The organism is Pseudomonas sp. SZ57 (assembly GCF_009495975.1).
GTDB classification, from domain to species: domain Bacteria; phylum Pseudomonadota; class Gammaproteobacteria; order Pseudomonadales; family Pseudomonadaceae; genus Aquipseudomonas; species Aquipseudomonas syringae.
Map to the genome: position 1 here is coordinate 1 of NZ_WIBD01000020.1, position 24,116 is coordinate 24,116.

22 protein-coding genes are annotated in these 24,116 nt (G+C 60.1%); 17 read left to right on the top strand and 5 right to left on the bottom strand.

The genetic code is table 11. The annotated features are described in order from the left end of the window. Positions 1-324 precede the first annotated feature (324 nt). A complete protein-coding gene (gene rhtA, locus GE543_RS17760; protein ID WP_003370628.1) occupies positions 325-1,212 on the top strand; it encodes a threonine/homoserine exporter RhtA in 888 nt (295 codons plus the stop codon). A 166-nt stretch (positions 1,213-1,378) separates the two neighbouring features. After that, on the top strand, positions 1,379-1,693 hold the full coding sequence (locus GE543_RS17765; protein ID WP_003417622.1) for a hypothetical protein: 315 nt from the start codon (positions 1,379-1,381) through the stop codon (positions 1,691-1,693). Positions 1,694-1,717: 24 nt separating this feature from the next. Here the strand turns inward: GE543_RS17765 and GE543_RS17770 are convergent, their stop codons facing one another. Both GE543_RS17770 and GE543_RS17775 read right to left on the bottom strand, forming a co-directional pair. Further along, the gene (locus GE543_RS17770) at positions 1,718-3,526 is read right to left on the bottom strand and encodes an aminopeptidase P family protein (RefSeq protein ID WP_103690111.1); all 1,809 of its coding nucleotides are present in this window, start codon (positions 3,524-3,526) and stop codon (positions 1,718-1,720) included. Positions 3,527-3,583: 57 nt separating this feature from the next. Further along, positions 3,584-4,777 (bottom strand): cysteine desulfurase family protein, encoded by a 1,194-nt coding sequence (locus tag GE543_RS17775; protein ID WP_153222023.1) that lies wholly within the window; start codon positions 4,775-4,777, stop codon positions 3,584-3,586. A 667-nt stretch (positions 4,778-5,444) separates the two neighbouring features. Here GE543_RS17775 and GE543_RS17780 point away from each other — a divergent pair. The 13 genes from GE543_RS17780 (at position 5,445) to ssuE (ending at position 20,453) form a co-directional block, all read left to right on the top strand. Then, positions 5,445-6,566, top strand: coding sequence for a DegT/DnrJ/EryC1/StrS aminotransferase family protein (locus tag GE543_RS17780; protein WP_153222024.1), 1,122 nt, complete (start codon positions 5,445-5,447; stop codon positions 6,564-6,566). A gap of 5 nt (positions 6,567-6,571) precedes the next feature. Next, positions 6,572-8,086 (top strand): lipopolysaccharide biosynthesis protein, encoded by a 1,515-nt coding sequence (locus tag GE543_RS17785; protein ID WP_153222025.1) that lies wholly within the window; start codon positions 6,572-6,574, stop codon positions 8,084-8,086. Positions 8,087-8,089: 3 nt separating this feature from the next. Further along, the gene (locus tag GE543_RS17790; RefSeq protein WP_153222026.1) at positions 8,090-9,025 is read left to right on the top strand and encodes a glycosyltransferase family A protein; all 936 of its coding nucleotides are present in this window, start codon (positions 8,090-8,092) and stop codon (positions 9,023-9,025) included. Then, entirely contained in the window at positions 9,015-9,467 is a 453-nt protein-coding gene (locus GE543_RS17795) for a low molecular weight protein-tyrosine-phosphatase (protein ID WP_003412064.1), read from the top strand. Before GE543_RS17790 ends, GE543_RS17795 begins: the two co-directional genes overlap by 11 nt. Beyond that, positions 9,468-11,675 (top strand): polysaccharide biosynthesis tyrosine autokinase, encoded by a 2,208-nt coding sequence (locus GE543_RS17800; protein WP_003417634.1) that lies wholly within the window; start codon positions 9,468-9,470, stop codon positions 11,673-11,675. A gap of 52 nt (positions 11,676-11,727) precedes the next feature. Continuing rightward, positions 11,728-12,240 (top strand): transcription/translation regulatory transformer protein RfaH, encoded by a 513-nt coding sequence (rfaH, locus tag GE543_RS17805; protein WP_046237812.1) that lies wholly within the window; start codon positions 11,728-11,730, stop codon positions 12,238-12,240. An 84-nt stretch (positions 12,241-12,324) separates the two neighbouring features. Then, positions 12,325-13,326, top strand: a complete 1,002-nt coding sequence (locus GE543_RS17810) for a glycosyltransferase (RefSeq protein ID WP_100073188.1) — start codon at positions 12,325-12,327, stop codon at positions 13,324-13,326. Continuing rightward, positions 13,323-14,528 (top strand): glycosyltransferase family 4 protein, encoded by a 1,206-nt coding sequence (locus GE543_RS17815; RefSeq protein WP_003417638.1) that lies wholly within the window; start codon positions 13,323-13,325, stop codon positions 14,526-14,528. The genes GE543_RS17810 and GE543_RS17815 overlap by 4 nt, the downstream gene beginning before the upstream one ends. An 83-nt stretch (positions 14,529-14,611) precedes the next feature. Next, positions 14,612-15,727, top strand: coding sequence for a glycosyltransferase family 1 protein (locus tag GE543_RS17820; RefSeq protein ID WP_153222027.1), 1,116 nt, complete (start codon positions 14,612-14,614; stop codon positions 15,725-15,727). A 73-nt stretch (positions 15,728-15,800) separates the two neighbouring features. Further along, positions 15,801-17,030, top strand: a complete 1,230-nt coding sequence (locus GE543_RS17825; protein ID WP_153222028.1) for a glycosyltransferase family 4 protein — start codon at positions 15,801-15,803, stop codon at positions 17,028-17,030. A 13-nt stretch (positions 17,031-17,043) separates the two neighbouring features. Continuing rightward, positions 17,044-18,453, top strand: coding sequence for an undecaprenyl-phosphate glucose phosphotransferase (locus GE543_RS17830; RefSeq protein WP_153222029.1), 1,410 nt, complete (start codon positions 17,044-17,046; stop codon positions 18,451-18,453). Positions 18,454-18,533: 80 nt separating this feature from the next. Next, complete coding sequence (locus GE543_RS17835; RefSeq protein WP_003417642.1) at positions 18,534-19,622, top strand: polysaccharide biosynthesis/export family protein; 1,089 nt, start codon at positions 18,534-18,536, stop codon at positions 19,620-19,622. Positions 19,623-19,871: 249 nt separating this feature from the next. Next, positions 19,872-20,453 carry an NADPH-dependent FMN reductase gene (ssuE, locus tag GE543_RS17840; protein ID WP_003348618.1) on the top strand — a complete coding sequence of 194 codons (582 nt, stop codon included), beginning with the start codon at positions 19,872-19,874 and terminating at the stop codon, positions 20,451-20,453. A gap of 19 nt (positions 20,454-20,472) precedes the next feature. Here ssuE and GE543_RS17845 read toward each other — a convergent pair whose 3' ends face one another. The 3 genes from GE543_RS17845 to GE543_RS17855 all read right to left on the bottom strand — a co-directional run bounded on the left by GE543_RS17845 (position 20,473) and on the right by GE543_RS17855 (position 22,466). After that, positions 20,473-21,081 (bottom strand): LysE family translocator, encoded by a 609-nt coding sequence (locus GE543_RS17845; protein WP_046270057.1) that lies wholly within the window; start codon positions 21,079-21,081, stop codon positions 20,473-20,475. 124 nt (positions 21,082-21,205) lie between these two features. After that, complete coding sequence (locus tag GE543_RS17850; RefSeq protein WP_003348622.1) at positions 21,206-21,487, bottom strand: lipoprotein; 282 nt, start codon at positions 21,485-21,487, stop codon at positions 21,206-21,208. Between the two features lie 88 nt (positions 21,488-21,575). After that, positions 21,576-22,466, bottom strand: a complete 891-nt coding sequence (locus tag GE543_RS17855) for a LysR family transcriptional regulator (RefSeq protein WP_003417645.1) — start codon at positions 22,464-22,466, stop codon at positions 21,576-21,578. A 129-nt stretch (positions 22,467-22,595) separates the two neighbouring features. On the opposite strand from GE543_RS17855, the gene GE543_RS17860 reads away from it, so the two are divergent. Together GE543_RS17860 and GE543_RS17865 are read left to right on the top strand one after the other, a co-directional pair. Next, positions 22,596-23,297, top strand: a complete 702-nt coding sequence (locus tag GE543_RS17860; RefSeq protein WP_003391701.1) for a CoA transferase subunit A — start codon at positions 22,596-22,598, stop codon at positions 23,295-23,297. Between the two features lie 42 nt (positions 23,298-23,339). Further along, entirely contained in the window at positions 23,340-23,996 is a 657-nt protein-coding gene (locus GE543_RS17865) for a CoA transferase subunit B (RefSeq protein ID WP_003315741.1), read from the top strand. The last annotated feature ends 120 nt before the right edge of the window (positions 23,997-24,116 follow it).

Below are 24,116 nucleotides of genomic sequence, written 5' to 3' on the forward strand. Positions count from 1 at the left end.
AACCGCGTGTCAAACTCTTTTTTCTCACCGCTGCCGATCAATCCAGACCCGACCTCCTTCCTCGCTGACTCTTCACTCTAAAACCTTGCAAACCATTGATCTACAAGGCTTTTTCGTTTCCGTCTGCGCCGGAAGTGGGGCGAATTATAGACACCTCACAGAGGGCGTCAACCGTTAATTTCAAAATCACCGAAATTGACCGTTTCGTGGTTACCTATATAAGAAGAGCACGCACCCTTTGCGCAATATATTGCCCATTCATTGATTATTCCGCATCATGCGCCGTTACCTGTGCCCGGATCACACCCAGGATGTACATCTGAAATGTCTGAGAAATCCCGCAACATAGCCTCTGCCCTGTTCCCTCTGGGACTGCTGATGATCGCCATGATCTCCATTCAAAGCGGCGCGTCGCTGGCAAAGAGTCTTTTCCCTGTCGTGGGCGCGCAAGGCACCACAACACTCAGGCTGGTATTCGCCAGCCTTATCCTGGTTGCCGTCCTGCGCCCGTGGCGGGCGAATCTGACTGCAAAGTCGTTACGCACTGTGGTGATCTACGGCATTGCGCTGGGCTGCATGAACCTTCTCTTCTATATGTCGTTGCAGACAGTCCCCTTGGGAATTGCAGTAGCCCTGGAGTTCACCGGCCCGCTGGCGGTGGCTTTGCTGTCCTCCCGCAAGCCCATTGATTTCCTCTGGGTAACTTTGGCAGTCATCGGCCTGCTGCTGTTGATCCCTTTGGGGACCTCAGCTGCCGCGATTGATCTGCTCGGTGCGGGCTACGCCTTGGGCGCCGGAGTGTGCTGGGCCGCATACATCGTATTCGGTCACAAGGCAGGCGCCGACAACGGTGTGCAGACAGCAGCGCTTGGTGTCGTGATTGCCGCGCTGTTCATAGGCCCGATAGGCGTAATACACGCAGGCTCTGCGTTACTGGATATTTCACTGATACCCGCAGCACTGGGTGTCGCAATCCTCTCGACTGCCCTGCCCTACAGCCTGGAGATGATCGCCCTGACGCGAATGTCGGCGCGTACATTTGGCACGCTGGCAAGCCTGGAACCGGTCTTCGCCGCGCTTTCCGGCCTGGTGTTTCTTCATGAAAGCCTTTCATTGACTCAGTGGCTGGCGATCGGCGCGATCATCTTCGCGTCCATTGGCGCAACCCTTGGTTCTGCAAACAGCAAACCTCAACTGGTGCCGGCCGACTGAACTTACCACGCATCAAGAAGCCATATGGCACTAGCATTTGTTACGCGCATGCGCCATGTTTGTACCTGACCGATTTATAGTCGGTGGCTATGCGTTACAGTTCAAAAGACTCATGGTCCAGTCAATCAGATGGATCGCGATCAGCAATGGCCCGCTAAGGAAAGGAATGAAATACATTTTTGTCGTATTGGCCATATTGGCTGTGGCAGGCTGTGCAGCCACGTCCAAACCCGTCACGCAAAGCAAGCGAGGCATCCACATCAATTGCTCAGGCCTCACGTCGTCCTGGGCAAAATGCTACGAACTGGCTACCAACTCCTGCGCTTCGAGAACATTCAAGGTGATCGCGAAGTCAGGCGATGCCACCGAGGAGCCCGAAGACTATCCGTTCGGCCTGAACCCGGCCGGTTACACCAGCCGCAGCATGATCATCGTGTGCAGGAAAGCTGCACCACTGGCGAATCCGTCGCCGCAGGACTGAGCCCGCGGCAACGTGAAGGCTTAATCAGACAGGGATCGTGCGGGCCTGCAGCCACAACAGCGCAGTGCCCTGCAGCAGCGGGCTCAAGCGCGTCAGAACATGCACATGGTAGTCGTTCAACCAGGCGCGCTCTTCTGCGCTCAACATCGACACCTCGAGGCAACGGGTGTCGATCGGGCACAGCGTCAGGGTTTCGAAGCGCAGAAACTCGCCGAATTCGGTTTTGCCGGCTTCCTGGTTGATCACCAGGTTTTCGATACGCACACCCCAGCGTCCAGGCCGGTACGTACCGGGCTCGATGGACGTGATCATGCCCGGCAGCATGGCCGTCTGCGGCGTTGCAGGCGCCTGATAGGCAATGACCTGCGGCCCCTCGTGCACATTCAGGAAATACCCCACACCATGCCCGGTGCCGTGGCCGTAATTGACACCTTCACTCCAGATCGGCGCTCGGGCAATTGCGTCCAGCAGCGGCGACTGAATGCCTTTGGGAAACTGAGCTCGCGACAGTGCGATCACACCCTTGAGGACGCGCGTACAGTCCTGCTTCTGTTCGGCGCTCGGTGTTCCGATCGCCACCATACGCGTGATGTCGGTGGTACCGCCAAGGTACTGGCCGCCCGAATCGATCAGCAGTAAACCATCGCCTTCTATCCGCGCATGCTCCGCCTCGGTGGCGCGGTAATGTGGCATCGCGCCATTGGCGTTGAAACCCGCGATGGTGGCAAAGCTGGGCGAGACGTAGCCCGGACGTCGCTCGCGTGCCTGCGTGAGCTTTTCATCAATGGTCAGCTCGCTGACAGGCTCTCGCCCCAGCGCACTGTCCAGCCAGGCGAAGAACTCGCAGAGCGCTGCGCCGTCCTGCTCCATTGCCTGGCGGATGTGGGCCGTATCGGCTTCGGTTTTTTGCGACTTCAGTAACGTGCTCGGGTTAAGCCCTTCAACCAGCGTGACCTCACTGTCCAGGTAATCGAGCAGCCCGCAGGTAACCCGCGCCGGATCGACCAGCAGTCGCGCGTCCTTCGGCAGTTCACGCAAGGCGGCGCCAATCTGCGTGTACTCCATGAGGTTGATAGCGTCGCGCTCCAGGCGCGCGCGCACCGAGTCCGGCACTTTCTTCGAATCCACGAACAGCGTGACGCTTTGCGGACCGATCAAGGCGAACGCGATGAACACCGGGTTGTAGGAAACGTCTGCGCCACGCAGATTGAACAGCCAAGCGATGTCGTCCAGCGTTGCAATGAAATGCCAGTCAGCTTTTCGCTCGACGATGATCTGACGAACCCGCGCGAGTTTTTCGCTACGGTCCAGTGACGCCTGGGGAGGCAAATGCTCGTAAATCGGGTGGGACGGCAACGCGGGCCGGTCCTGCCATAGCTCGGTGAGCAGGTCGATATCGGTTCGCAGCCGCGCGCCGCGCTCGTAGAGCTTGCTTGCCAGGGTTCGCGAAGAAGCAACGGCCAGAACCGCGCCATCAACGGCAACCACGCTTTCGGCCTTGGCTTCATCTGCCAGCCATTCGAGTGGACCTTGCTGGCCAGGCATCAGTTTCACCAGCTCGATGCCGCTGCCGGCCAGCTCCTTGGTAGCCTGTTCCCAGTAGCGGCTATCAGCCCATATGCCAGCAAAATCCTGGGTGATGATCAGCGTACCGACCGAGCCGTGAAAACCCGACAACCACTGGCGCCCCTGCCAATAGCCGGGCAGGTATTCGGAGAGGTGCGGATCCGCTGACGGCACCAGATAGGCATCGATGCGCTCCCTGCTCATCAAGGCGCGGGTTTGCGCCAAACGTTCTGCCACGCCTGAACTGGCATTGGATTGCGTGCTCATTGACTCTCCTGCTGACCCGGAAATTGACTGCTTTCACTGGCTCAGATAATGGAGCACTCATCGAGCCTGAGCAACCGCCCAGAACGCAGGCTGAACAAGAGAGGCGCGAATCGAGTCGACCGCACGCTCTATGTCCTGCTCGCGGGTGAAGCGCCCCAGGCTCAGGCGTATCGTCTGGCTGGCGGCCTGCGGGCTCAGCCCAAGGGCGAGCAGGACATGCGACGGCAGGTTTTTCGCCGAGTTGCAGGCGGAGGTGGACGAAAAGGCCAGACTCTCACCCAGCGCGGCGACGTCCAGATCGTTATGGGTGAAGGTAAAACTGAGCGTGTGGGCAATCCGCTGCGTGGGGCTGCCGTTGATACACACCCCGGGAATCTTGGCCAGGCGCTCACAAAGAAGATCGCTCAGCCGCTGTATTTCAACCACCTCTTCTTCGAGCACCTCTGCCGCCAGGGCAAAGGCCGCGCCCATTCCGGCGATCTGATGCGTCGCCAGTGTCCCGGAGCGCAAGCCACATTCGTGCCCTCCTCCATGAATCTGGGCGAGAACACGCTGCTGCGCGCGCGGACCGACATACAAGGCGCCAATGCCCTTGGGCCCATAGATCTTGTGTGCCGAGAGCGACATCAAATCTACCGCGAGCTGGCTGAGGTCGATCGGCAGCTTGCCGGCGCCCTGAGCAGCGTCGACATGCAACAGCGCCCCGTGCCCACGTACGCGCCTGCCGATCTCGGCAATGTCGTTGACGGTACCCAGTTCGTTATTGACCAGCATCAGCGAGACCAGAAATGTATCGTCACGCAAGGCTGCACTGACTGCATCGGCGCTGATCAGGCCCTCGCTGTCCGGCGCCAGCCAGGTAACATCGACGCCCTCTTCCTCAAGCTGACGGGCGGTGTCGAGGGTAGCCTTGTGCTCGATCAGACTGGTGATGATATGACCGGGTCTGCCTCCGGCGACGGCTGCCTGGCGCCTGGCACGTTCCTGAGCCACCCCCTTGAGTGCCAGATTGCTGGACTCGGTAGCGCCGGAAGTCCAGATGATCTGCGAGGCTTGCCCACCCACCAGGTGCGCAACCTGCCCGCGAGCAAGTTCCACCGCAAGGCGGGCCTTCTGGCCGAACGAATGGGAGCTGGAGGCCGGATTACCGAAATTGCCTGACGCCCCCAGGCAATCGACCATCACCCTGATGACGCGCTCGTCCACAGGCGTGGTGGCAGCGTAATCAAAATACAGCACTGGCTCGTTCATGCACGTTCCTCGTTTACAGACCATGAGGACGATCATGCACGAAATCAAATAGAACCAAAAATTATCAATTAATATTTATATAGATCAAAATAGAATATTTAAAAAGCTGCTGTCGTAAAATCCGTTGATCTCTGGACGCCGGACAGAGGCCGTGAGCTGTGTCGTTAAAAAGACATCGACGGATGATATTTTTTTGACACACTTATAAATCAGTACGTTAGATTCTTCGCTCTACCATTTATCAAAAATCTAACAGAAACCTGACGAAATAATTTGACAGATACCCTGCCGCCACCGATATATAGGACCGTCAGGCACATTCCGGTTTTACGCACATGCCGCAGAGCATAGCGTTGGAATCATCCGCCGAAGTTGACTGCTGTCCCGTCTCACCCTGTCAGTTATTTCCACGGCGCTTACCCGGCGCTGGCGGATGTCTGTTGACTCTCACTTCCTTTTTAAAGTGCTGAATGCGTTCGGTGTGGCGGTAGCTTTGCCTGTTGCAATGCGACCCACTCGACGCTTACGCGTTGGTTCTGTGTAAGCAGCGCCCTGACTGGATCGACCCGATTCGGCGGTAGCGTGCCCGGCAGTCAACGTACGTCTGCGAAAGATGCCCGGTCACCCGCTTGGCAACGCGCTGATTCAAAGAAACATGGAGGCTTCGATGATTAACGTGACCAAGACATATCTGGGTGATATCGACCAGTTCAAACGCTATGTCGAAGGCATCTACGCACGTGGCTGGCTGACCAATCACGGTCCGCTGGCCAGGGAGCTGACGGATCGACTCAAGGACTACCTGGGCGTCAGGCACATTATTCTGACCAACAACGGCACCCTGGCCCTGCAAGTGGCCTATCGGGCGCTGGGGCTGAGTGGCAGCGCAGTGACTACGCCATTCAGTTTTGTCGCGACCAGCAGCTCGCTGCAATGGGAAGGCATCCGGCCGATCTTTGCCGACATCGATGCGCACACCTGGAACATCTCGCCGAAACACATCGAAAACAGTATTGCCGAAGACACCACTGCGATCGTCGCCACCCACGTGTTTGGCAATCCGTGTGATGTGCAAGCCATTGAGCAGATAGCCCGCGAGCACAAGCTCAAGGTCGTCTATGACGGCGCACATGCATTCGCCGTGCGTCACGCAGGCCAGTCGGTGCTCAATCATGGCGACATCAGCACCTTGAGTTTCCATGCCACCAAGCTGTTTCATACCATTGAAGGTGGCGCGATCATCACCAACGATGACGATCTGGCCAGACAAGCCCATCTGATGTGCAACTTCGGCATTTCCGGCGTCGACCGGATCGATGGCATCGGCATCAACGCCAAGCTCAATGAATTCTCCGCCGCCATGGGGCTGTGCATTCTCGACAACATCAGCAACATTCTCGAAGAGCGCGCAGAGATAGCCGGTCACTACACCTCGTCGCTGCAGGACCATCTGGATCTGCAGACACCCCAGGCCGACAGCCAGTTGAATCACAGTTATTACCCTGTGGCCCTGCGCGACGAACAACAATTGCTGAGCGTGCGCACGGCACTCAACCAGCACAAGATCAACCCTCGCCGCTACTTCTACCCCTCGCTGGATACCCTTGAATACCTGCAGCCGCAACCCAGCCAGCCGGTCTCCAGAGCGTTGAGCGAGCGAGTGCTGTGCCTGCCGATCTATCCCGGTCTGCTGAGAAGCGAGCAGGACCTGGTGATCCGCACCCTGATCGAAGCCTGCAGCGGGACTGAAACTGACTACCGGGCCTGCACCGTTGCGCGGGTCTGCTGACGATCATGCCCGGCAAACATTCCCTCATTCGCAACACCCTGCTGAATTACGGCGGGCAGGCTTACGTGCTGCTGGTCGGGATTCTGATCATGCCGTTTTATCTGGGCCATCTGGGTGCCGAAGCGTATGGCCTGATCGGTTTCTTCACCCTGCTGCAGGCCTGGCTGCAATTGCTGGATGCCGGCCTGTCGCCCAGCCTGGTGCGGGCGGTGGCGCACCAGCGAGACACCCCTGCAAGCAAACAATACCTGGGTCGTCTGCTGCGCTCGTTCGAACTGATCTTTCTGCCGATGGCCATGTTCAGCGCCCTGCTGGTCTGTGTCGCCAGCCCGTGGATCGCCGCGCACTGGCTGAACGCAGATACGCTACAACCCGACACGCTGACCCATTGCATCACCTTGATGGGCATCATCATTGCCCTGCGCCTGTATTCGACGCTGTACAAAAGCGCGATTCAGGGCCTTGAACAGCATGGCTGGCTCAACGTCGCCAATGTGTCGATCGCCACGTTGCGCTACTTCGGTGGCCTGGTGTTGGTCAGTCAGTTTTCCCGGGACCCACGAGACTTCTTTGAATTTCAACTCGCAGTGGGGCTGATCGAAACTCTGCTGTTTGCCGGCAAGGCCCGCAGGCAGATGCCTGCGCCGCATTGGCTGACCGGACTGGACTGGCCATTGATCAAGCCGATCCTGCCCTTCGCCGCCAGCCTGTCGCTGAGCGCTGTGCTGTGGATCGTGCTGACTCAGGTGGACAAGGCACTTCTGTCGAATCTGCTGCCGCTGGACCAGTACGGCTACTTCTCACTGGTGGCGTTGATCGCCACCGGCATCGTGATGCTGACCAACCCGCTGGTCCAGACGCTGCTGCCGCGCCTGACGGTGTTGATGGCCGAGGGGCGGCGCGACGAGATGCACGCCTTGTTTCTGGCCGCCAATCGTTTCGCCTGCACCTTTCTGTTTCCTCTGGCGGCGGTCATTGCCCTGTATGCAGAACCGTTGATTCTCGCCTGGACCGGCGATCCGGTCGCCGCGCACTGGAGTCGTCCGGTGCTGGGCTGGTACGCACTGGGCAGCGCCATCATGGCCGCCAGTGCCTTTCAGTTCTATCTGCAATACACCTATGGACGGATGCACTTGCACCTGTGGTACAGCCTGATTTCGACGCTGGTCAGCGTGCCGGTGATGGTGCTGGCGATCCATTATCAGGGCGTGTACGGCGCGGCGTTGGCGTGGTTTTTTCTGCGGGCGACGTCCTTCGCGATATGGCCAGCCATCGTGCATCGACACCTGGTCCCCGGTCTTCATCGCCAGTGGCTGAGCGACATCCTGCGTATCAGCGCGATAACCGCTGCCGGCCTGGTGGTCAGCGCCCCCGTTTTCAATCTGATTGCCGGTGAAAGCCGCAGCAGCGTGCTTCTGGCACTCGCGCTCAGCGGGCTTGTCACCCTGACGCTGGTGGCGACGAGTCACCGGCCGCTGGCATCGAAACTCTATGTTCTGTTCAGTAAACCGAGTACTTGAGCCATGGACGACACTGTAAGAAATACCGACGAAACCTGCCTGGCGCCACCGCTGCTGAGCATCGTATGCCCCGCCTACAATCAGGAGGGCTTCATCGCCCAGACGCTGGACGGGCTTTTGTCACAGCAGACCGATTTCAGGTACGAAATCCTGATCAACGACGACGCCTCCACAGACGGCACCGCGCGCATCATTGCGCACTACGCCGAGCGGCATCCGACGATCATTCGGCCCTTCTATCAGCAGATCAATCAGTACAGTCAGGGCAGAGCTTGCGTCCCGGGCCTGTTTGGCGAAGCACGCGGTCGTTACATCGCCTACTGCGAAGCCGACGACTACTGGACCGATCCGCAAAAACTGCAGCAGCAAGTGGACTTTCTCGAAGCTCATCCAGATTACGTCATCACTTATCACGACGCGTTCGTCTTCGATGAGCACGGCCAGTATGGCGTGCAGCTGCAAGGTCATCTGCGCGCCGATGCCTCGGCGCTGGAGTTGCAACAGGCAAGACGCCTGTCGACCCTGACTGTCTGCTTTCGCAATGTGTTCAGCCAGATGCCGCCCGAACTGAGCCTGTGCAACGCGCCGCTGAACGATATGTGCTGGTGGTCGCTGCTGGGGGCCTACGGCAAGGGCAAGTTCATGGCAGGGATCAAGCCGGCCGCCTATCGCATGCACCCTGGCGGGGTGTTCTCGATGCGCAGTGACAAACGCAAGTTGCACATGAACCTGCAGACCTGCTCAAGCCTGGCCAACTATTACAACCGCCTGGGCAATCAGCCGCTGTACCAGTATTTCCTGATGCAGACGGTGTGCCTGTCGCTGGCTGCACTCGCCCCTCGCCACAAACTGCAGACACTGTGGAAAGTGGCAGGCAACGTGATCGGCAATCTGCGCAGGCGCCTGCTGCCGGCCATTGGCAAAGCTCATGTTCAGTAGTGTGCTGGTGTTGTGCGTCGGCAACGTCTGCCGCAGTCCGATGGCCGTCGCGATGCTGCATGAACGCCTGCAGGCCACGCAGGTGCGTATTCAGTCGGCAGGCATCGCCGCGTTATCGGGTTCGTCGATCGACCCGACGGCACATGCGGTGCTGCAGTCGCATCGGGTGCAGCCTCGGCGGCATGCCGCTCGCCAGATGAGTCGCGAGCTGCTGCGCCAGGCCGACCTGATCCTGCTGATGGAGCAGGCGCATTTTTCCGACGTCCTCGAACTGGCCCCCGAAGTGCGCGGCAAAGCCTTTCTGATGGGGAAATGGCAGGACCCGCTCGACATCACCGACCCTTACCGGCGCCCCGCGTCAGCCTTCGAGCAGACCTACGCGCAGCTCTCGCGCTGCATCGACGACTGGCTTCCCCATTTTCAGTCAGGAGCAACAGGATAAATGACCGTCATGAACCATCCTTCCCTGAATTTCCAACCGGACTCCCGGATTGATCTGGCAACGGTCCTGCGGATGCTGTTCGATCACAAGACCCTGATCCTGTGGACCGTCGGCGTGTTTTTTCTGATTGGCCTGGGCTATGCCATTCTGGCCACACCGGTGTATCAGGCCACCGCCATGATTCAGATAGAGCCTCGGAAAATCGGCATTGAGGGCACGCCGGAAGTCAGTGCCAAGCCACTCTCGGTGTCGCAGGCGACCACCGAGATTGAGCTGATCAAGTCCCGCGCGCTGCTGGGCAAGGTCGTCGACGATCTGCAGCTGAATAGGCTCCAGACACCTGATTTGTTTCCTGTGATCGGTCCGTATCTGTATCGCACCTTCAAGCCCGCACGCGATGGTGAACTGGCGCAGCCTTTATTCGGCCTGACCCAATATGCGTGGGGCGGCGAAAAAATAGAGGTGTTCCAACTGGAAGTGCCTGAGCACCTGCTGGGTGAAAAACTCACCCTGACCGCAGGCAAACCCGGCCAGTTCTCGCTCTACGATAGCGAACACAACCTGCTGCTCGGGGGTGCGATCAATCGCGTGGTCGAAGGCCACGGAATCAAGATTCAGGTCGCAACGCTGCAGGCCCGGCCCGGTACCGATTTCACTGTCTCCAGACAGCGCACACTCAGCACCGCGCTGATCTATCAGAACCGCCTGAAGATCGCCGAGGCCGGCAGGGACTCGGGCATCATCTACCTGTCGATCGAGGACCAGGACGCACAACGGGCCAACCGGATTCTCGATGAGGTCAGCCATCTGTATGTACGTCAGAACGTCGAGCGCAGTTCGGCCGAGGCCGCCCAGCGGCTGCAGTTCTTGCGCTCGCAGTTACCCGCCGTACGCAAGCAGCTCGAGGAATCGGAAACCGCGCTGAACACCTTCCAGACCAGCGCCCGATCGGTGGACCTGAGTATCGAAACCAAGGGGGTGCTTGACCAGGTGGTCAGTCTTGACTCGATGCTGTCCGAACTGAAACTCAAACGCGTCGAACTGGAACGGCTGTATACCCGCGAGCACCCGACCTATCGCAGCCTGATGAGCCAGATGAGCCAGCTGGAACAACAACGCCAGGGCCTGCTGAAAAAAATCGACGCGCTGCCCATGACCCAGCAGGAGCTGTTGCGCCTGACCCGCGATATGCAGGTCATCAGCCAGACCTACACGCTGATGCTCAACAAAAGCCAGGAGCAGGACATTCTGCGCGCTGGCAACATCGGCAACGTGAGGGTCATCGACAACGCCGACACCAATGTCGAAAGACCCGTCAAACCGATGAAAACGCTGATTGTGCTGATTGCCACGCTGCTCGGCGCACTGGTGGCGATGACCATGGTTTTCGTGCGCCAGGCGTTCTATCGCGGCGTCGAAAGCGCCGAGATCATTGAAAATCTGGGCATGCCGGTCTACGCGTCGCTGCCCTACTCGCGTCAACAGGAGCATCTGGACAAGCGCGACCATGCTGGCAAGGAGTCGAAGTTGCTGAGCATTGCCGCCCCTGCCGAGCTGGCGATCGAGTCATTGCGCAGCCTGCGCACAAGCCTGCACTTCGCCATGCTTGAAGCGCGCAACAACGTGCTGATGATATCCAGCCCGACACCGGGTGCAGGCAAGTCTTTTGTGTCGAGCAATCTGGCGACCATCATTGCCCAGACCGGCAAACGGGTCCTGCTGATCGATGCCGACATGCGCAAAGGCTACCTGCATCGCCTCCTCGGTCTGCAACCCAAACACGGGCTGTCCGACACACTGGCGGCGCGTCTGCGCTGTACCGAGGTCATCAACACCACCCGTGTCCGGCATCTGGATTTCATCTCCTGTGGTTTCGCCGCGCCCAACCCCTCGGAGCTGCTGATGCATGACAACTTCCACAAGATGCTTGCCGAACTGTCGCCGCTGTACGACCTGATTCTGATCGACACCCCGCCCATCCTCGCCGTGACCGATGCGACGCTGGTTGGCCGTCAGGCGGGCACTTGCCTGCTGGTGGCGCGCTTCGGCATGACCACCGTTCAGGAAATCGAAGCCAGCAAACGACGTTTGGGTCAGAACGGAATTCTGATCAAGGGCGCCATTTTCAACGCGGTGGTGCGCAAGGCCACGACCTCCGACTACGACTGCGCCGCCTACGGCTACAACTACCACCCCGCGCCCCGATAACCGGGGTGCTGCTTGCCGCTGACCGAGCTGTTTCATTTAAAAGGAATTAACCATGTCCCACTCCGACCAGGATGTCCGCTGGTACCTGATCCAGACCAAACCGCGGCAGGAAGCCCGCGCCGAAGAACATTTGCGGCGTCAGCAGTTCGAGTGCTATCGACCGTTACAGGCCGATGCAAAAAAAACCGGCGCGAAGGCTCAGGCCGGCGAGCCCTTGTTCCCCGGCTATCTGTTCATTCACATGGATCAGGTGCAGGACAACTGGTACCCGATTCGCTCCACCCGCGGCGTCTCGCGCATCGTGACCTTCGGTGGTCATCCGGTGCCGGTTCGGGATCATCTGATCGAGCAGATCCGCCAACGACTCGCCACACCCGCGCCGAAAACACAGTTTACCCAGGGGGACGCGGTGCTGATCACGCATGCCAGTTGGGGTGAAGTCGAGGCCATCTTTCTGAGCGAAGACGGCGCGCAGCGCGCGGTGATCCTGCTCAATATGCTGCAACGCCAGCAAAAAGTGGTGCTGCCGATCAGCAGCCTGTCGCGAATCGAGGCGAGCGCCTAGCGCTCGAACCCGCCGCAACCTGCCGCACGACGTGTCCTGAAAGCATGCGTCGCACGCCTGTTTCACCAGCCTCGGAATCGCACCATGCCGCGCCAGACCACACTGGTAACGCTCACCTATGGTGACCGTTTCAGCTATTTGCACACCCTGATCAGCCGCTCGCTGGAAAGCCCGCTGATCGGCCGCGTGATCGTTGTCAGCAATGCTTCCACCGCGCCGCTGCAAGTGCTGTGCGATGAGTGGCCCGATCGGGTTCAGGTGATCTGGCTGCCGCACAACACCGGCTCGGCCAATGGCTACTCGGTGGGCATCAACGCCGCGCTGCAAACCGGAGACGACTGCATCTGGCTGATGGACGACGATAACGCACCGACCGCGCATGCCATCGAGGCATTGCATCGATCCTTGCGTGAACGGCAACTCATCGACGGCCAGGACAACTGCGCGGTGCTCGGCTTTCGCCCCACGCATCAAGCCGACATCGCCGCAGGTGTGCCGCTGCAATATGCGATCCAGCGGCGCTCAAGCTTCTTCGGCTTTCACATCGCACAGTTGCCTTACAAGATCTGGCGACGCCTGCCGTGGGGAAAGCCCGATGCGACCCGGCTGATGCCGGAACGCGTGCAACTGCCTTTTGCCACTTACGGCGGGCTGCTTGCCCATCGCAGCCTTTACCAAAAGATCGGCCTGCCACTGGATGCTCTCAAACTGTACAGCGATGACAGCGAATACACCTGGCGCATCACCGACGGTGGCGGAAAGCTGTTTCTGGTGCCCGATGCGCGGCTGGATGATCTGGAAGACTCCTGGAACATCAAGGCACGGACCCGCAATGTCTATGAAAGCTACCTGCTGGGCGGCTCGGATCTGCGCGCCTACTACGCAGCGCGCAATCAGGCCTGGTTCGACAAACATGTCTGGGCGGCTTCCACGCTCAGCTATCGGCTCAATCGCCGGGTGTTTCTCTGCCTGCTGAGCCTGTATGCCTGGCGCCATGACGCGGCCCAGCGTCTGGACCTGCTCAACGACGCCATTCGCGAAGGCGAAGCCGGCAGGCTGGGCCTGAACAGGGCCTACCCACTATGAAAATCCTTTTCATCAACAGCCTCTACGCGCCCGATATCGGCGGCGGCGCAGAAATCATTCTGCAGCGTACGGTCGAGGGCTTGCAGCAGCGCGGGCACGGCGTCGCGGTATTAGCCACCACTGACCGGCCTGGCTTGCAACTGGCGGAGGTCAACCGGGTCAAGGTCTATCGGGCCGGCCTCCTTAACCACTATTGGCACTTCATCGCGCAGCGTCCGGGCCGGCTGGCGCGCTTTGCCTGGCACTGGCGCGACCGCTACAACGCAGGCATGCGTGAGTACGTGGAGCGCGTGATGGAGCTGGAGCAGCCAGAACTGGTGGTGTGCCATAACCTGACGGGCTGGTCTGTCTCGGCATGGGACCAGATCACCCAGGCCAATTGCCCGATCGTGCAGGTGCTGCATGATTTCTACCTGCTGTGCCCGGCAAGCACGATGTTCAGAAAAGGCAAAAGCTGTCAGCGCCAGTGCACGACGTGCACACGGTTGCGCAGCCATCATGCACACCAGTCGGAACAGGTCAGCGCGGTGGTCGGCGTCAGCCGCTTCATGCTCGACACGCTGCGGGCGCAGGATTACTTCAAGCATGCCAGAGGCTATGTGGTGCATAACGCCAGCCCGTTTACGCCAGCGCTTCGCGAGCAGCCAAAAGCACTTGCCGATAACGCACCGTTGCGTTTCGGTTACCTGGGCACCCTGTCGACCAACAAGGGGCTGGAGTGGCTGATCGAGCAGTTCCAGCGCCTGCCGTTCAAAGCCACCCTGCAGATCGCCGGGCGCGGACAGCCATCCGACGAAAAGCGCTTCAGGGCCATGGTCACGTCCCCGGACATCAGCTTCGTCGGTTTTCAGAGGCCTGAGCATTTCTATCGCCAGATCGACGTGGCGGTTGTGCCTTCCCTGTGGAATGAGCCATTCGGCATGGTCGCGGTCGAGGCGTGCGCGCACTCGCTGCCGGTCATCGCCAGCCGCATGGGCGGGCTCACGGAAATCATTCAGGAACCGCTCAATGGCTTGCTGTGCAGCCCCGATGACCCCGATTCACTGGGGCTGGCGATGCTCAGGCTGCATCAGCAGCCCGAACTGCTGGCACGCCTTGGCAGCCAGGCACGCAGCAGCGTCGCGTCGTTGATGAACCTGGACCTGATGCTGGACCAGTACGAAAGCATCTTCGCCCAGACCTTGCAGGATCGCAGCACGTAGCACGGGCGCAATCGCCCCCTTTGACGACATCAAGGACACGGTGTGGCACCCGCCAGCCCACTTTCATCAGCAGGACGCTCAAGATGATTTTCATCAATGCACGGTTTCTTACCCAGGACATCAGTGGTGTACAGCGCTACGCAGAGCAGATGTGCCGAGCGCTGAAGCGACTGCGCAACGATCTGGTATTCGTTGCGCCGCATAACATCAGGCTGCATGACTGCGCCAGCGCATTGGAGGCGCACTGCATCGGGCGCTCCACCGGGCATGCGTGGGAGCAGATCGACCTGCCGCTGTACCTGAAACGTCGTAGCAGTCCGCTGCTGATCTCGATCAGCAACACCGGGCCCGTGCTGTATGGCAACCAGATTGCGACTCACCACGACATCAACTATGTGCGCTACCCGCAAAGTTACACCCGGCTGTTCCGGCTGGCCTATCGGACCATCACCCCGATCCTGCTGTCGCGCGCCAGAACCCTGATCACCGGCAGCCACTTCTCGCGCAAAGAAATATCCTCGTTCTATGGTTACGCAGAAGACAAGGTGCTCGTCGTACCGGCTGCGGTCAGCGACGATTTCATACCGGGTTCGACCGCGGTGAATCATCCGAAATACCTGCTGGCCGTGTCCTCGCCGGCCGTGCACAAGAATTTCAGACGGATGATTCAGGCCTTTCTCAGCCTGCGCGGCCATACGGATCTGCAGTTGCATATTGTCGGCGCAGCCAGCGCGTTGTTCGCCGACCCGAACCTGCAGCACCTCGCCTGCCGTGACCCGCGCATCCGTTTTCTGGGGCGCCTCAGTGATGCCGAGCTGATCGCGCAGTACCAGGGCGCGACTGCGTTCGTCTTCCCTTCGCTTTACGAGGGCTTCGGCATCCCGCCGCTCGAAGCCCAGGCCTGCGGCTGTCCAGTGCTGGCGGCCAATGCCGCGTCGATCCCGGAAGTTCTGCAGGCCAGTGCGCTGTATTTCGACCCGCTGGACGTCAGCCACATGGCCGCAGCCATGCAGCGCATTCTGCTGGATGCGCCCTTGCGCAAGGCGCTGCGTGTGCAAGGCCTGCAAAACGTGCAGCGTTTTTCCTGGGAGCTTTCCGCGCAGCGCCTTTCCCAGCGCATCGATACGTTGCTGGCGGCCGACCCTGCGCAGCAAAGCAAGCTGCACGTCGCCGCCGAATCGTCCACCGGCAAACCCTGAATCCACAACAGCAACGCCAGGATGCGCGCCGTCGTGTCCGCAGTAGCGCGGGCCATTACAGCAAGGAACGCCCATGAGAATCGCTATCGTCCACGACTGGCTGGTGAGCTACGCCGGTGCCGAGCGCGTGCTCGCGTCATTGATCAACGTCTGGCCTGCTGCGGACCTGTTTGCGGTCATCGACTTCCTCAGCGATCAGGACCGCGCGCACCTGCATGGCAAGGTCGCCAGAACGACGTTCATCCAGAAGCTGCCCGGTGCCCGCAAACACTATTCGCGCTACCTGCCACTGATGCCGCTGGCCATCGAGCAACTGGATCTGTCCGGTTATGACCTGATCATCAGCAGCAGCCACGCGGTGGCCAAGGGCGTGCTGTGCGGCCCGGACCAATTGCACATCAGTTATGTGCACTCACCGATCCGCTATGCCTGGGACTTGCAGCACCAGTACCTTCAGGAGTCCGGGCTGAGCAAGGGAATCAAGGGTGGCCTGGCGCGCCTGATCCTGCATTACATTCGCTTGTGGGACCAGCGCACGTCGACCGGCGTGGATGCCTTCATTGCCAATTCCGGGTTTATCGGTGCGCGCATCAGCAAGGCCTATCGACGCGACTCCACCGTTATCTACCCGCCGGTGGACACACTCGGCTTCACTGCCCAGGGCACGCGTGGGGACTTCTACCTCTGCGCCTCGCGGATGGTGCCTTACAAACGCATGCCGATGATCGTCGAAGCCTTTGCCGCGATGCCTGACAAACGCCTGATCATGATCGGTGACGGACCGGACCTGGCCAAGGCGCAGGCCATTGCCAGCCAGGTGAGCAACGTGACGCTGCTGGGTTTCCAACCGAGTAACGTGCTGCTTGAGCACATGCGCAGTGCCAGAGCGTTTGTCTTCGCCGCCGAGGAGGATTTCGGCATCAGCCCGGTCGAGGCCCAGGCCTGCGGCACGCCGGTCATCGCCTTCGCCAAGGGCGGCGTCATGGAAACCGTGCGCGGTCTGGATCACCCGCAGCCGACCGGCGTGTTCTACCGACAGCAAACAGTCGCATCACTGATCGCCGCCATCGGCGAATTCGAAGCGGCGCAATCACGCATCTCTCCCGAGGCTTGCCGAGCCAATGCCGAGCGGTTTTCGGTCGCGCGCTTCGAGCAGGAGATCAAAGCCTTCGTCGAGGACCGTCTGGCCCTCTCAAGCAGGGTTCATCTGGCGCGCCTGCCTCAGTCGCAATGGGTCGCCCAGGCAGCGCCCGGCCTGGGCAGCGAACTGCCGAACCGTGTCGTCCCTCTGAAAATCGTCTGAGCGAGCCCTCCCCATGCGTACTTCAGTCCGCGGCATTCTGCGTGCCCACCAGTCAGCGCTTTCGCTCGCCCATCGCTTGCTGGACCTGACCGTCATTGTGCTGATCGGTTACTGGCAAACCGGGCTGACAGTCACCGACAGCACAGAAGCCTGGTCGCACATTTTCCTCGCGGTGCTGGTCTTTCACTGGGTCAGCGAGTACCACCAGTTGTATGGCTCATGGCGCGGCGAGCGCATCCTGCGCGAGCTGACCAAGGTCTTCAGTTACTGGGCGATGACCTTCATCACCCTGCTGTCGCTGAACAGCCTGCTGCTCAACCAGACGCAATTGCCCGATAACGGCCAGATGAGCTGGTTCGCACTGGCCCTCGCCGTGCTGTGCGGCTACCGGCTGCTGATTCGTCTGGCCCTGCACACCCTGCGTCGGCGTGGCTTCAATACGCGCCGGGTGGCCATCGTCGGCACCGGGCAGGTCGGCGAGCGGCTGGCCCGGTCCATCGCCCTGGCGCCCTGGATGGGCCTGATCCTGCTGGGCTTTTACGACGCGCATCCGCAGCAGATGAATCTGCAGGCGCACAAGCGCCGCCCGCCCGTACTGGGTGATCTGCAGCAGTTGATCGAAGATGCCCGCGCAGGCCGGATCGACAAGGTGTACATCACCCTCGCCTTCAGCGCCGAACCGCAACTGCGCGAGTTGATTACCGGCCTGAGCGACACCACCGCCTCGGTCTATCTGATTCCGGATGTGTTCATGTTCGACCTGCTGCATGCGCGCAGTGAAAGCATCAACGGCCTGGCCAGCATCAGCATTTTCGACTCGCCCATGGACGGTGCCTGGAGCCTGGCCAAACGTGCCGAAGACATCGTGCTGTCGAGCCTGATTCTGTTGCTGATCGCCGTGCCGCTGCTGACCATCGCGGCAGCCATCAAGCTCACCTCGGCCGGCCCGGTGCTGTTCCGCCAGCGCCGCTACGGGCTGGACGGCCGCTCGATCATGGTCTGGAAATTTCGCAGCATGAGCGTCCAGGAAAACACCGATGTGGTGCTTCAGGCGACGCGCAACGACGCGCGGGTAACACCGCTGGGCCGCTTTTTGCGCCGGACGTCGCTGGATGAGCTGCCGCAGTTCTTCAACGTGCTGCACGGCGACATGTCCATCGTTGGCCCACGCCCCCACGCCATTGCCCACAACGAGCAATACCGCAGGCAGGTCAACGGTTACATGTTGCGCCACAAGGTCAAGCCCGGCATCACCGGCTGGGCGCAGATCAACGGCTGGCGCGGCGAAACCGACACGCTGGACAAGATGCGCATGCGCGTCGAATTCGACCTGGAATACATCGAGCACTGGTCGATCTGGCTGGACCTGAAAATCATTCTGCTGACGCTGCTCAAGGGGTTCGTCAACAAGAACGCCTTCTGATGCCAGCGCTGACCTGAGCACCCACCGAACACCCTCGGTACGCAACAAGAACGGAGCAATCCCATGAAAGGAAAAACGTCATGAATCGAAGCTTTACTGCGTTACTGCTGGTCAGCCTGGCGCTTCAAGGCTGTGCATTCGCGCCGGGGCAACATATGACGCCGGATGACGTCACCCTCGACAAGCCGGACGAACCCCGGGCACAGTTGATCGAGGTCACCCCGAAGACCCTGCAGCAACAGCAACTGCGCGCCACCGCAGAGGCCAAAGCCCTGCCGCAGGTGCTGCTGGACTACAGGACTCCGGAATACGTGATCGGTGCTGGCGATACCTTGCTGGTCACCGTGTTCGAACACCCCGAACTGACCGCGCCGGGCTCACAGGACCAACTGGATGCCAACACCCGGGAAGTGCTCAACGACGGCACGCTCTACTTCCCCTATGTAGGCAGAATCCGCGCGAGTGGCAGAACGGTCAGCGAGGTTCGTGAGCAGTTACGCATGGGCCTGGCGCCGCAATACACCGAGGTCAAGGTCGACGTCAAAGTGTTGCGCTACAACAGCCAGCGAATACTACTGTCCGGCTCTTTCAAGGTCCCCGGCCCGCAACCGATTACCAATATTCCGTTGAGCCTGGTGCAGGCGGTGAGTGTCGCCGGTGTCGACCTGACCGATGCCAACCTGGCCGGGCTGACCCTGCGCCGGGAGGGCAAGGACTACCTGATCGACATCGACTCGCTGAACCGCCGGGACTCGCAACTGAGCCGGATCTTCCTGAAGGACGGCGATTACCTGCACCTCAACAGCAACTCGCGAAACAAGATCTACGTGCTGGGCGAGGTCCGTAACCCTCAGGTGATCTCGTTCGGCACCACCCGCCTGACGCTGCTCGAGGCGTTGGGAAACTCCGGCGGCCTCAGCCCGGACAGCGCAGACGGCGATGCGGTGTACGTCATACGCGGTGCGGAAAACTTCGCCCAGGCGCCTTCCACCGTCTACCACCTCAATGCGAAAAAGCCCACCGCCTACCTGCTGGCGGGGCAGTTCGAGCTCAAGGCGCAGGATGTGGTATTCGTCGGCCCTGCCGATATCACCCGCTGGAGCCGCTTCATCAGCCAGCTGCTCGGCTCGGCCAGCGTGATACAGACCGGTGCGGCCTTTCGCAACTGACCCAGGCGGCCGTTCACCAATTTCCCTGCACGCGGTTGTGCGGGGATTTTTTTGCCTGTCGCACGGCACCAGACTGTTGCCAGAGCAACAGCGGTTCAACAGTTGACGGCTTTTGCATCAGCGCGGCGAACTCTCTCCCCCTGCGTGAAAGACACGCAGACCCAACGGCTGCGGGCCATCGCCAGACACACAAGAAGGCTGGCACATAAGCTGCTTTGCAGGCTTACGTTTATCGCAAGGACATCCCTCATGCGCGTCGTTTCACTTTCAGGCAGTCCCTCCCCCAAATCCCGTTCCGGCGTTGTGCTGGCCCACGCCGGCCGCTGGCTGCAGAGTCACGGCGTTGAAGTCACCACATTGCGCATACGCGACTTCAATGCGGAGGACCTGCTTTTCGCCCGTTTCGACAGCCCGCAGGTGCTGGAATTGATCGAAGCGGTCAGCCAGGCCGATGGCCTGCTGATCGGTACGCCGGTGTACAAGGCGTCATTTTCCGGCGCGCTGAAAACCCTGCTCGACTTACTGCCCGAGCGCGCGCTGCATGGCAAAGTGGTCTTGCCGCTGGCCACCGGCGGCAGTATCGCGCACATGCTGGCCGTGGATTACGCGCTCAAACCGGTGCTGTCGGCGCTCAAGTCTCAGGAAGTACTGCACGGCATCTTCGCTATCGATACCCAGGTCAGCTACGACGACAACGAACTCGGCGGTACGCTGGACGAAATCCTCACCGAGCGCCTGCACGAAGGGCTGGAGCATTTCCACCACGGCCTGCAACGCCGCTTGCAGGCGCGTCACCAGCAGGCTGGCGGGCACTTACAACTGGCGTTGTAGTGCCGGAATAGCAAAGGCATCAATGCTCGATAAACAGCGGATACAACGAGGCCACCAACAGCGCTGCCATCACGCCGTTGAAAATACGTAACCCGAGCGGATCGCGCAGAACGTTGCGCAGCAAACTGCCAAAGCCTGCCCAGACGCCCACACTGGGCAGGTTGATCAGCGCAAACACTGCGGAAATCACCACAACGTTGTAGAAGTAGCCCTGCATGGGGGTGTAGGTGCTGATCGCGCCGATCGCCATGATCCAGGCCTTGGGATTGACCCATTGAAAAAGCGCGGCGCTCATGAAACTCAGCGGCTTGCCCTCGCTGTCGACGCTATCGGAGGCCGGCCCCGACGTGGCGATTTTCCAGGCCAGGTACAGCAGATAGGCAGCCCCCACGTAGCGCAGGATTGTATAGAGAACCGGCCAGGCCTTGAAAACACTGCCTAGACCGAAGCCGACGGCCAGTACCAGAACGAAAAAACCGACACTGATCCCCAGCATGTGCGGCAGGGTGCGACTGAAACCGAAGTTCACACCCGAGGCCAGCAGCATCATGTTGTTGGGGCCGGGAGTAATGGAGGTGACGAACGCGAAGAGTGTGAATGCCAGAAGCAAATCGAAAGAGAGAAACATGTTGCCTGTCCGGATCAGTGAGTCAGGTACTCACCCTATCGAACGCGGTGCAGGAAACACACGGACAGTTGCCGGCCAATTACTGCAGTACAGTTTTTACACAAAGCACTTTTCAAGCAGACTGTTAACCTTGGGGCTGCTGACCCGTGACACCCAGATCGACGCTTGTTTCGCCTTTTTCATCGAAGTCCCGCGCCTGCTGGATCTGCGGATCCGCCATCAATTGCGCCTTGCGCGCCTGGTACTCATCAAATGACAGGCCGCGACGGTTGAGGTCTTCAAGGGCCAACTGATGGCTTTCTTCAGCGCTGAACGCCCGCTGCTCGACAGCGTGGTGAGTGGAGCAGCCGGAAACCAGCGCAACAGTGAATGTCAGGACAAGCGCAAGGGCGAGCATACGGTTCATCGGGAGCCTCCGGTCGGGCTTCATTTCAGGAATGAAGCAAGGTTACGCCTGCCCCTGACGCAGCAAAAATCATCCGCCGTGATAGTCGCTATCGACTGTTGCGAGCATTCTCGATCAACACCTCGCGCAACGCCTGAGCCGCCGCTGAAAGCTTGTGATCGGCGAGCATCATCAGGCCTATACGCCGTTCGATCAGCGGCTCCACCAGCGCCACGCAGCAGGCCCCCAGTTCCTGCATCTGCCCGATGCACAGTGACGGCACCGCGCTGACGCCCAGGCCATTGGCAACCATGCGCCCGATGGTCGACAACTGATGGCTCTCGAACGCGACCGCCAGCTTGCCGTGGCGCGGCTCGATGGCCTGTTCCAGGAGCAAACGTACTGCCGACGGGCGTTGCAGGGCGATGAAGTCTTCACGCAGCAGTTCTTCCCAGGCGACCTCATGCCGCCCGGCCAGTGGCGACTCACGGGGCACCACGGCGACGAAGCGGTCCATATAGAACGGGGTGAATGACAGGGCACTGTTCGACTCGGGCTCAAAGCCGATACCCAGTTCGACACGGCGATGGCGGACCATCTCCAGCACTTGCTCGTTGATCACGTCATGCACCGCCACGTTGACGCGCGGGTAGCGCCCGCGAAACACCTTCAAGGCCGCTGGCAGCAGATTACCGGCAAACGATGGCATGGCGGCGACCGACACCCTGCCCATTTGCAAAGTAAAACGCTGACGCAGCAGTTCTTCGGTGTTGTCCCAGTCGGCCAGCAACTGGCGCGCCAGCGGCAACAGGGTCTCGCCTTCGGGCGTCAGACCGACGTTGCGTGTGGTGCGCGTCAACAGCTGTCCGCCAAGGTCCTCTTCGAGGCTCTTGATCGTCAGGCTCAAGGCCGGTTGCGACACGTTGAGTCGCTCGCCGGCCTGAGCGAAGCTCAGGTACTGCGCAACGGCCAGAAAAGCGCGAAGCTGCTTGACGTTCATATATTTGCTTTTCTTATGAATTGATCAGAAAAACAAAATTAACAAATCAGTCCCGTCGAGAGAAGATGCAGGTCACCCGATCCTCCGGCAGCGCGACTGTCGGTCAACAACTATAAAAGGCGGATCATCATGGCTGGACTCGATAAACGAGTAGCGACCTACGAAGAAGCCCTCGCCGGGCTGACCGACGACATGACGGTACTCTGCGGCGGCTTCGGCCTGTGCGGCATCCCGGAAAACCTGATCGCGCAGATCAAGCGCATGGGCATCAAGGGCCTGACCGTGGTCTCCAATAACTGTGGCGTTGACGGCTTCGGACTCGGCATCCTGCTGGAAGACCGGCAGATCCGCAAAATGATTTCGTCCTACGTCGGCGAGAACGCCTTGTTCGAAAAACAGCTGCTCAGCGGCGAGCTGGAAGTCGAACTCACGCCGCAAGGCACCCTGGCGGAAAAACTGCGTGCCGGTGGCGCGGGCATTCCGGCGTTTTACACCGCGACCGGTTACGGAACGCCGGTCGCCGAAGGCAAGGAAACCCGTCAGTTCAATGGCCGCAACGTGATTCTGGAAGAAGCCATCACCGGTGACTTCGCCCTGATCAAGGGCTGGAAAGCCGACCACTTCGGCAACGTCATCTATCGTCATACCGCACAGAACTTCAACCCGGTGGTGGCCACCGCCGGACGGATCACCGTGGTCGAGGTCGAAGAAATCGTCGAGCCCGGCGTGCTGCTGCCTACCCAGATCCACACCCCCGGCATCTACGTCGACCGGGTCATTCAGGGCACTTTCGAAAAACGCATCGAACAGCGCACCGTCAGAAAATCCTGATAGCGCAGCCTTGGCCCTACAACAATAAAGAGGCTTCAGACGATGGCACTTTCCCGCGAACAAATGGCTCAACGTGTCGCCCGTGAACTCAAGGACGGTTACTACGTGAACCTTGGCATCGGTATTCCGACCCTGGTGGCCAACTACGTGCCCGATGACATCGACGTCATGCTCCAGTCGGAAAACGGCCTGCTGGGCATGGGCGCCTTCCCCACCGAAGACACCATCGACGCGGACATGATCAATGCCGGCAAGCAGACGGTCACCGCGCGCATCGGCGCCTCCATTTTTTCGTCGGCCGAATCCTTTGCCATGATCCGCGGCGGCCATGTCGACCTGACGGTGCTCGGCGCTTTCGAGGTGGATATCGAGGGCAACATCGCTTCGTGGATGATCCCCGGCAAGCTGATCAAGGGCATGGGTGGCGCGATGGACCTGGTGGCGGGCGCTGACAACATCATCGTCACCATGACCCATGCGTCGAAGGACGGCGAATCCAAACTGCTCACCCGTTGCAGCCTGCCACTGACCGGCGCAGGCTGCATCCGCAAGGTGCTGACTGATCTGGCCTACCTGGAAATCGAAAACGGCGCGTTCATCCTCCGCGAACGCGCGCCGGGGGTCAGCGTGGAAGAAATCGTGGCCAAAACCGCAGGCAAGCTGATCGTGCCGGATGACGTGATCGAGATGAGCTTCTGAGTCAGGCCAACGCGGAGCATTGGCACGATGCTCACCAGCTCACAAGCCGGGTCTTTTAGCTAAATTGCTCTAAAGCGCTTTTCGAGCACGATGGCACAGACGACGCAAATTGCGACGTAA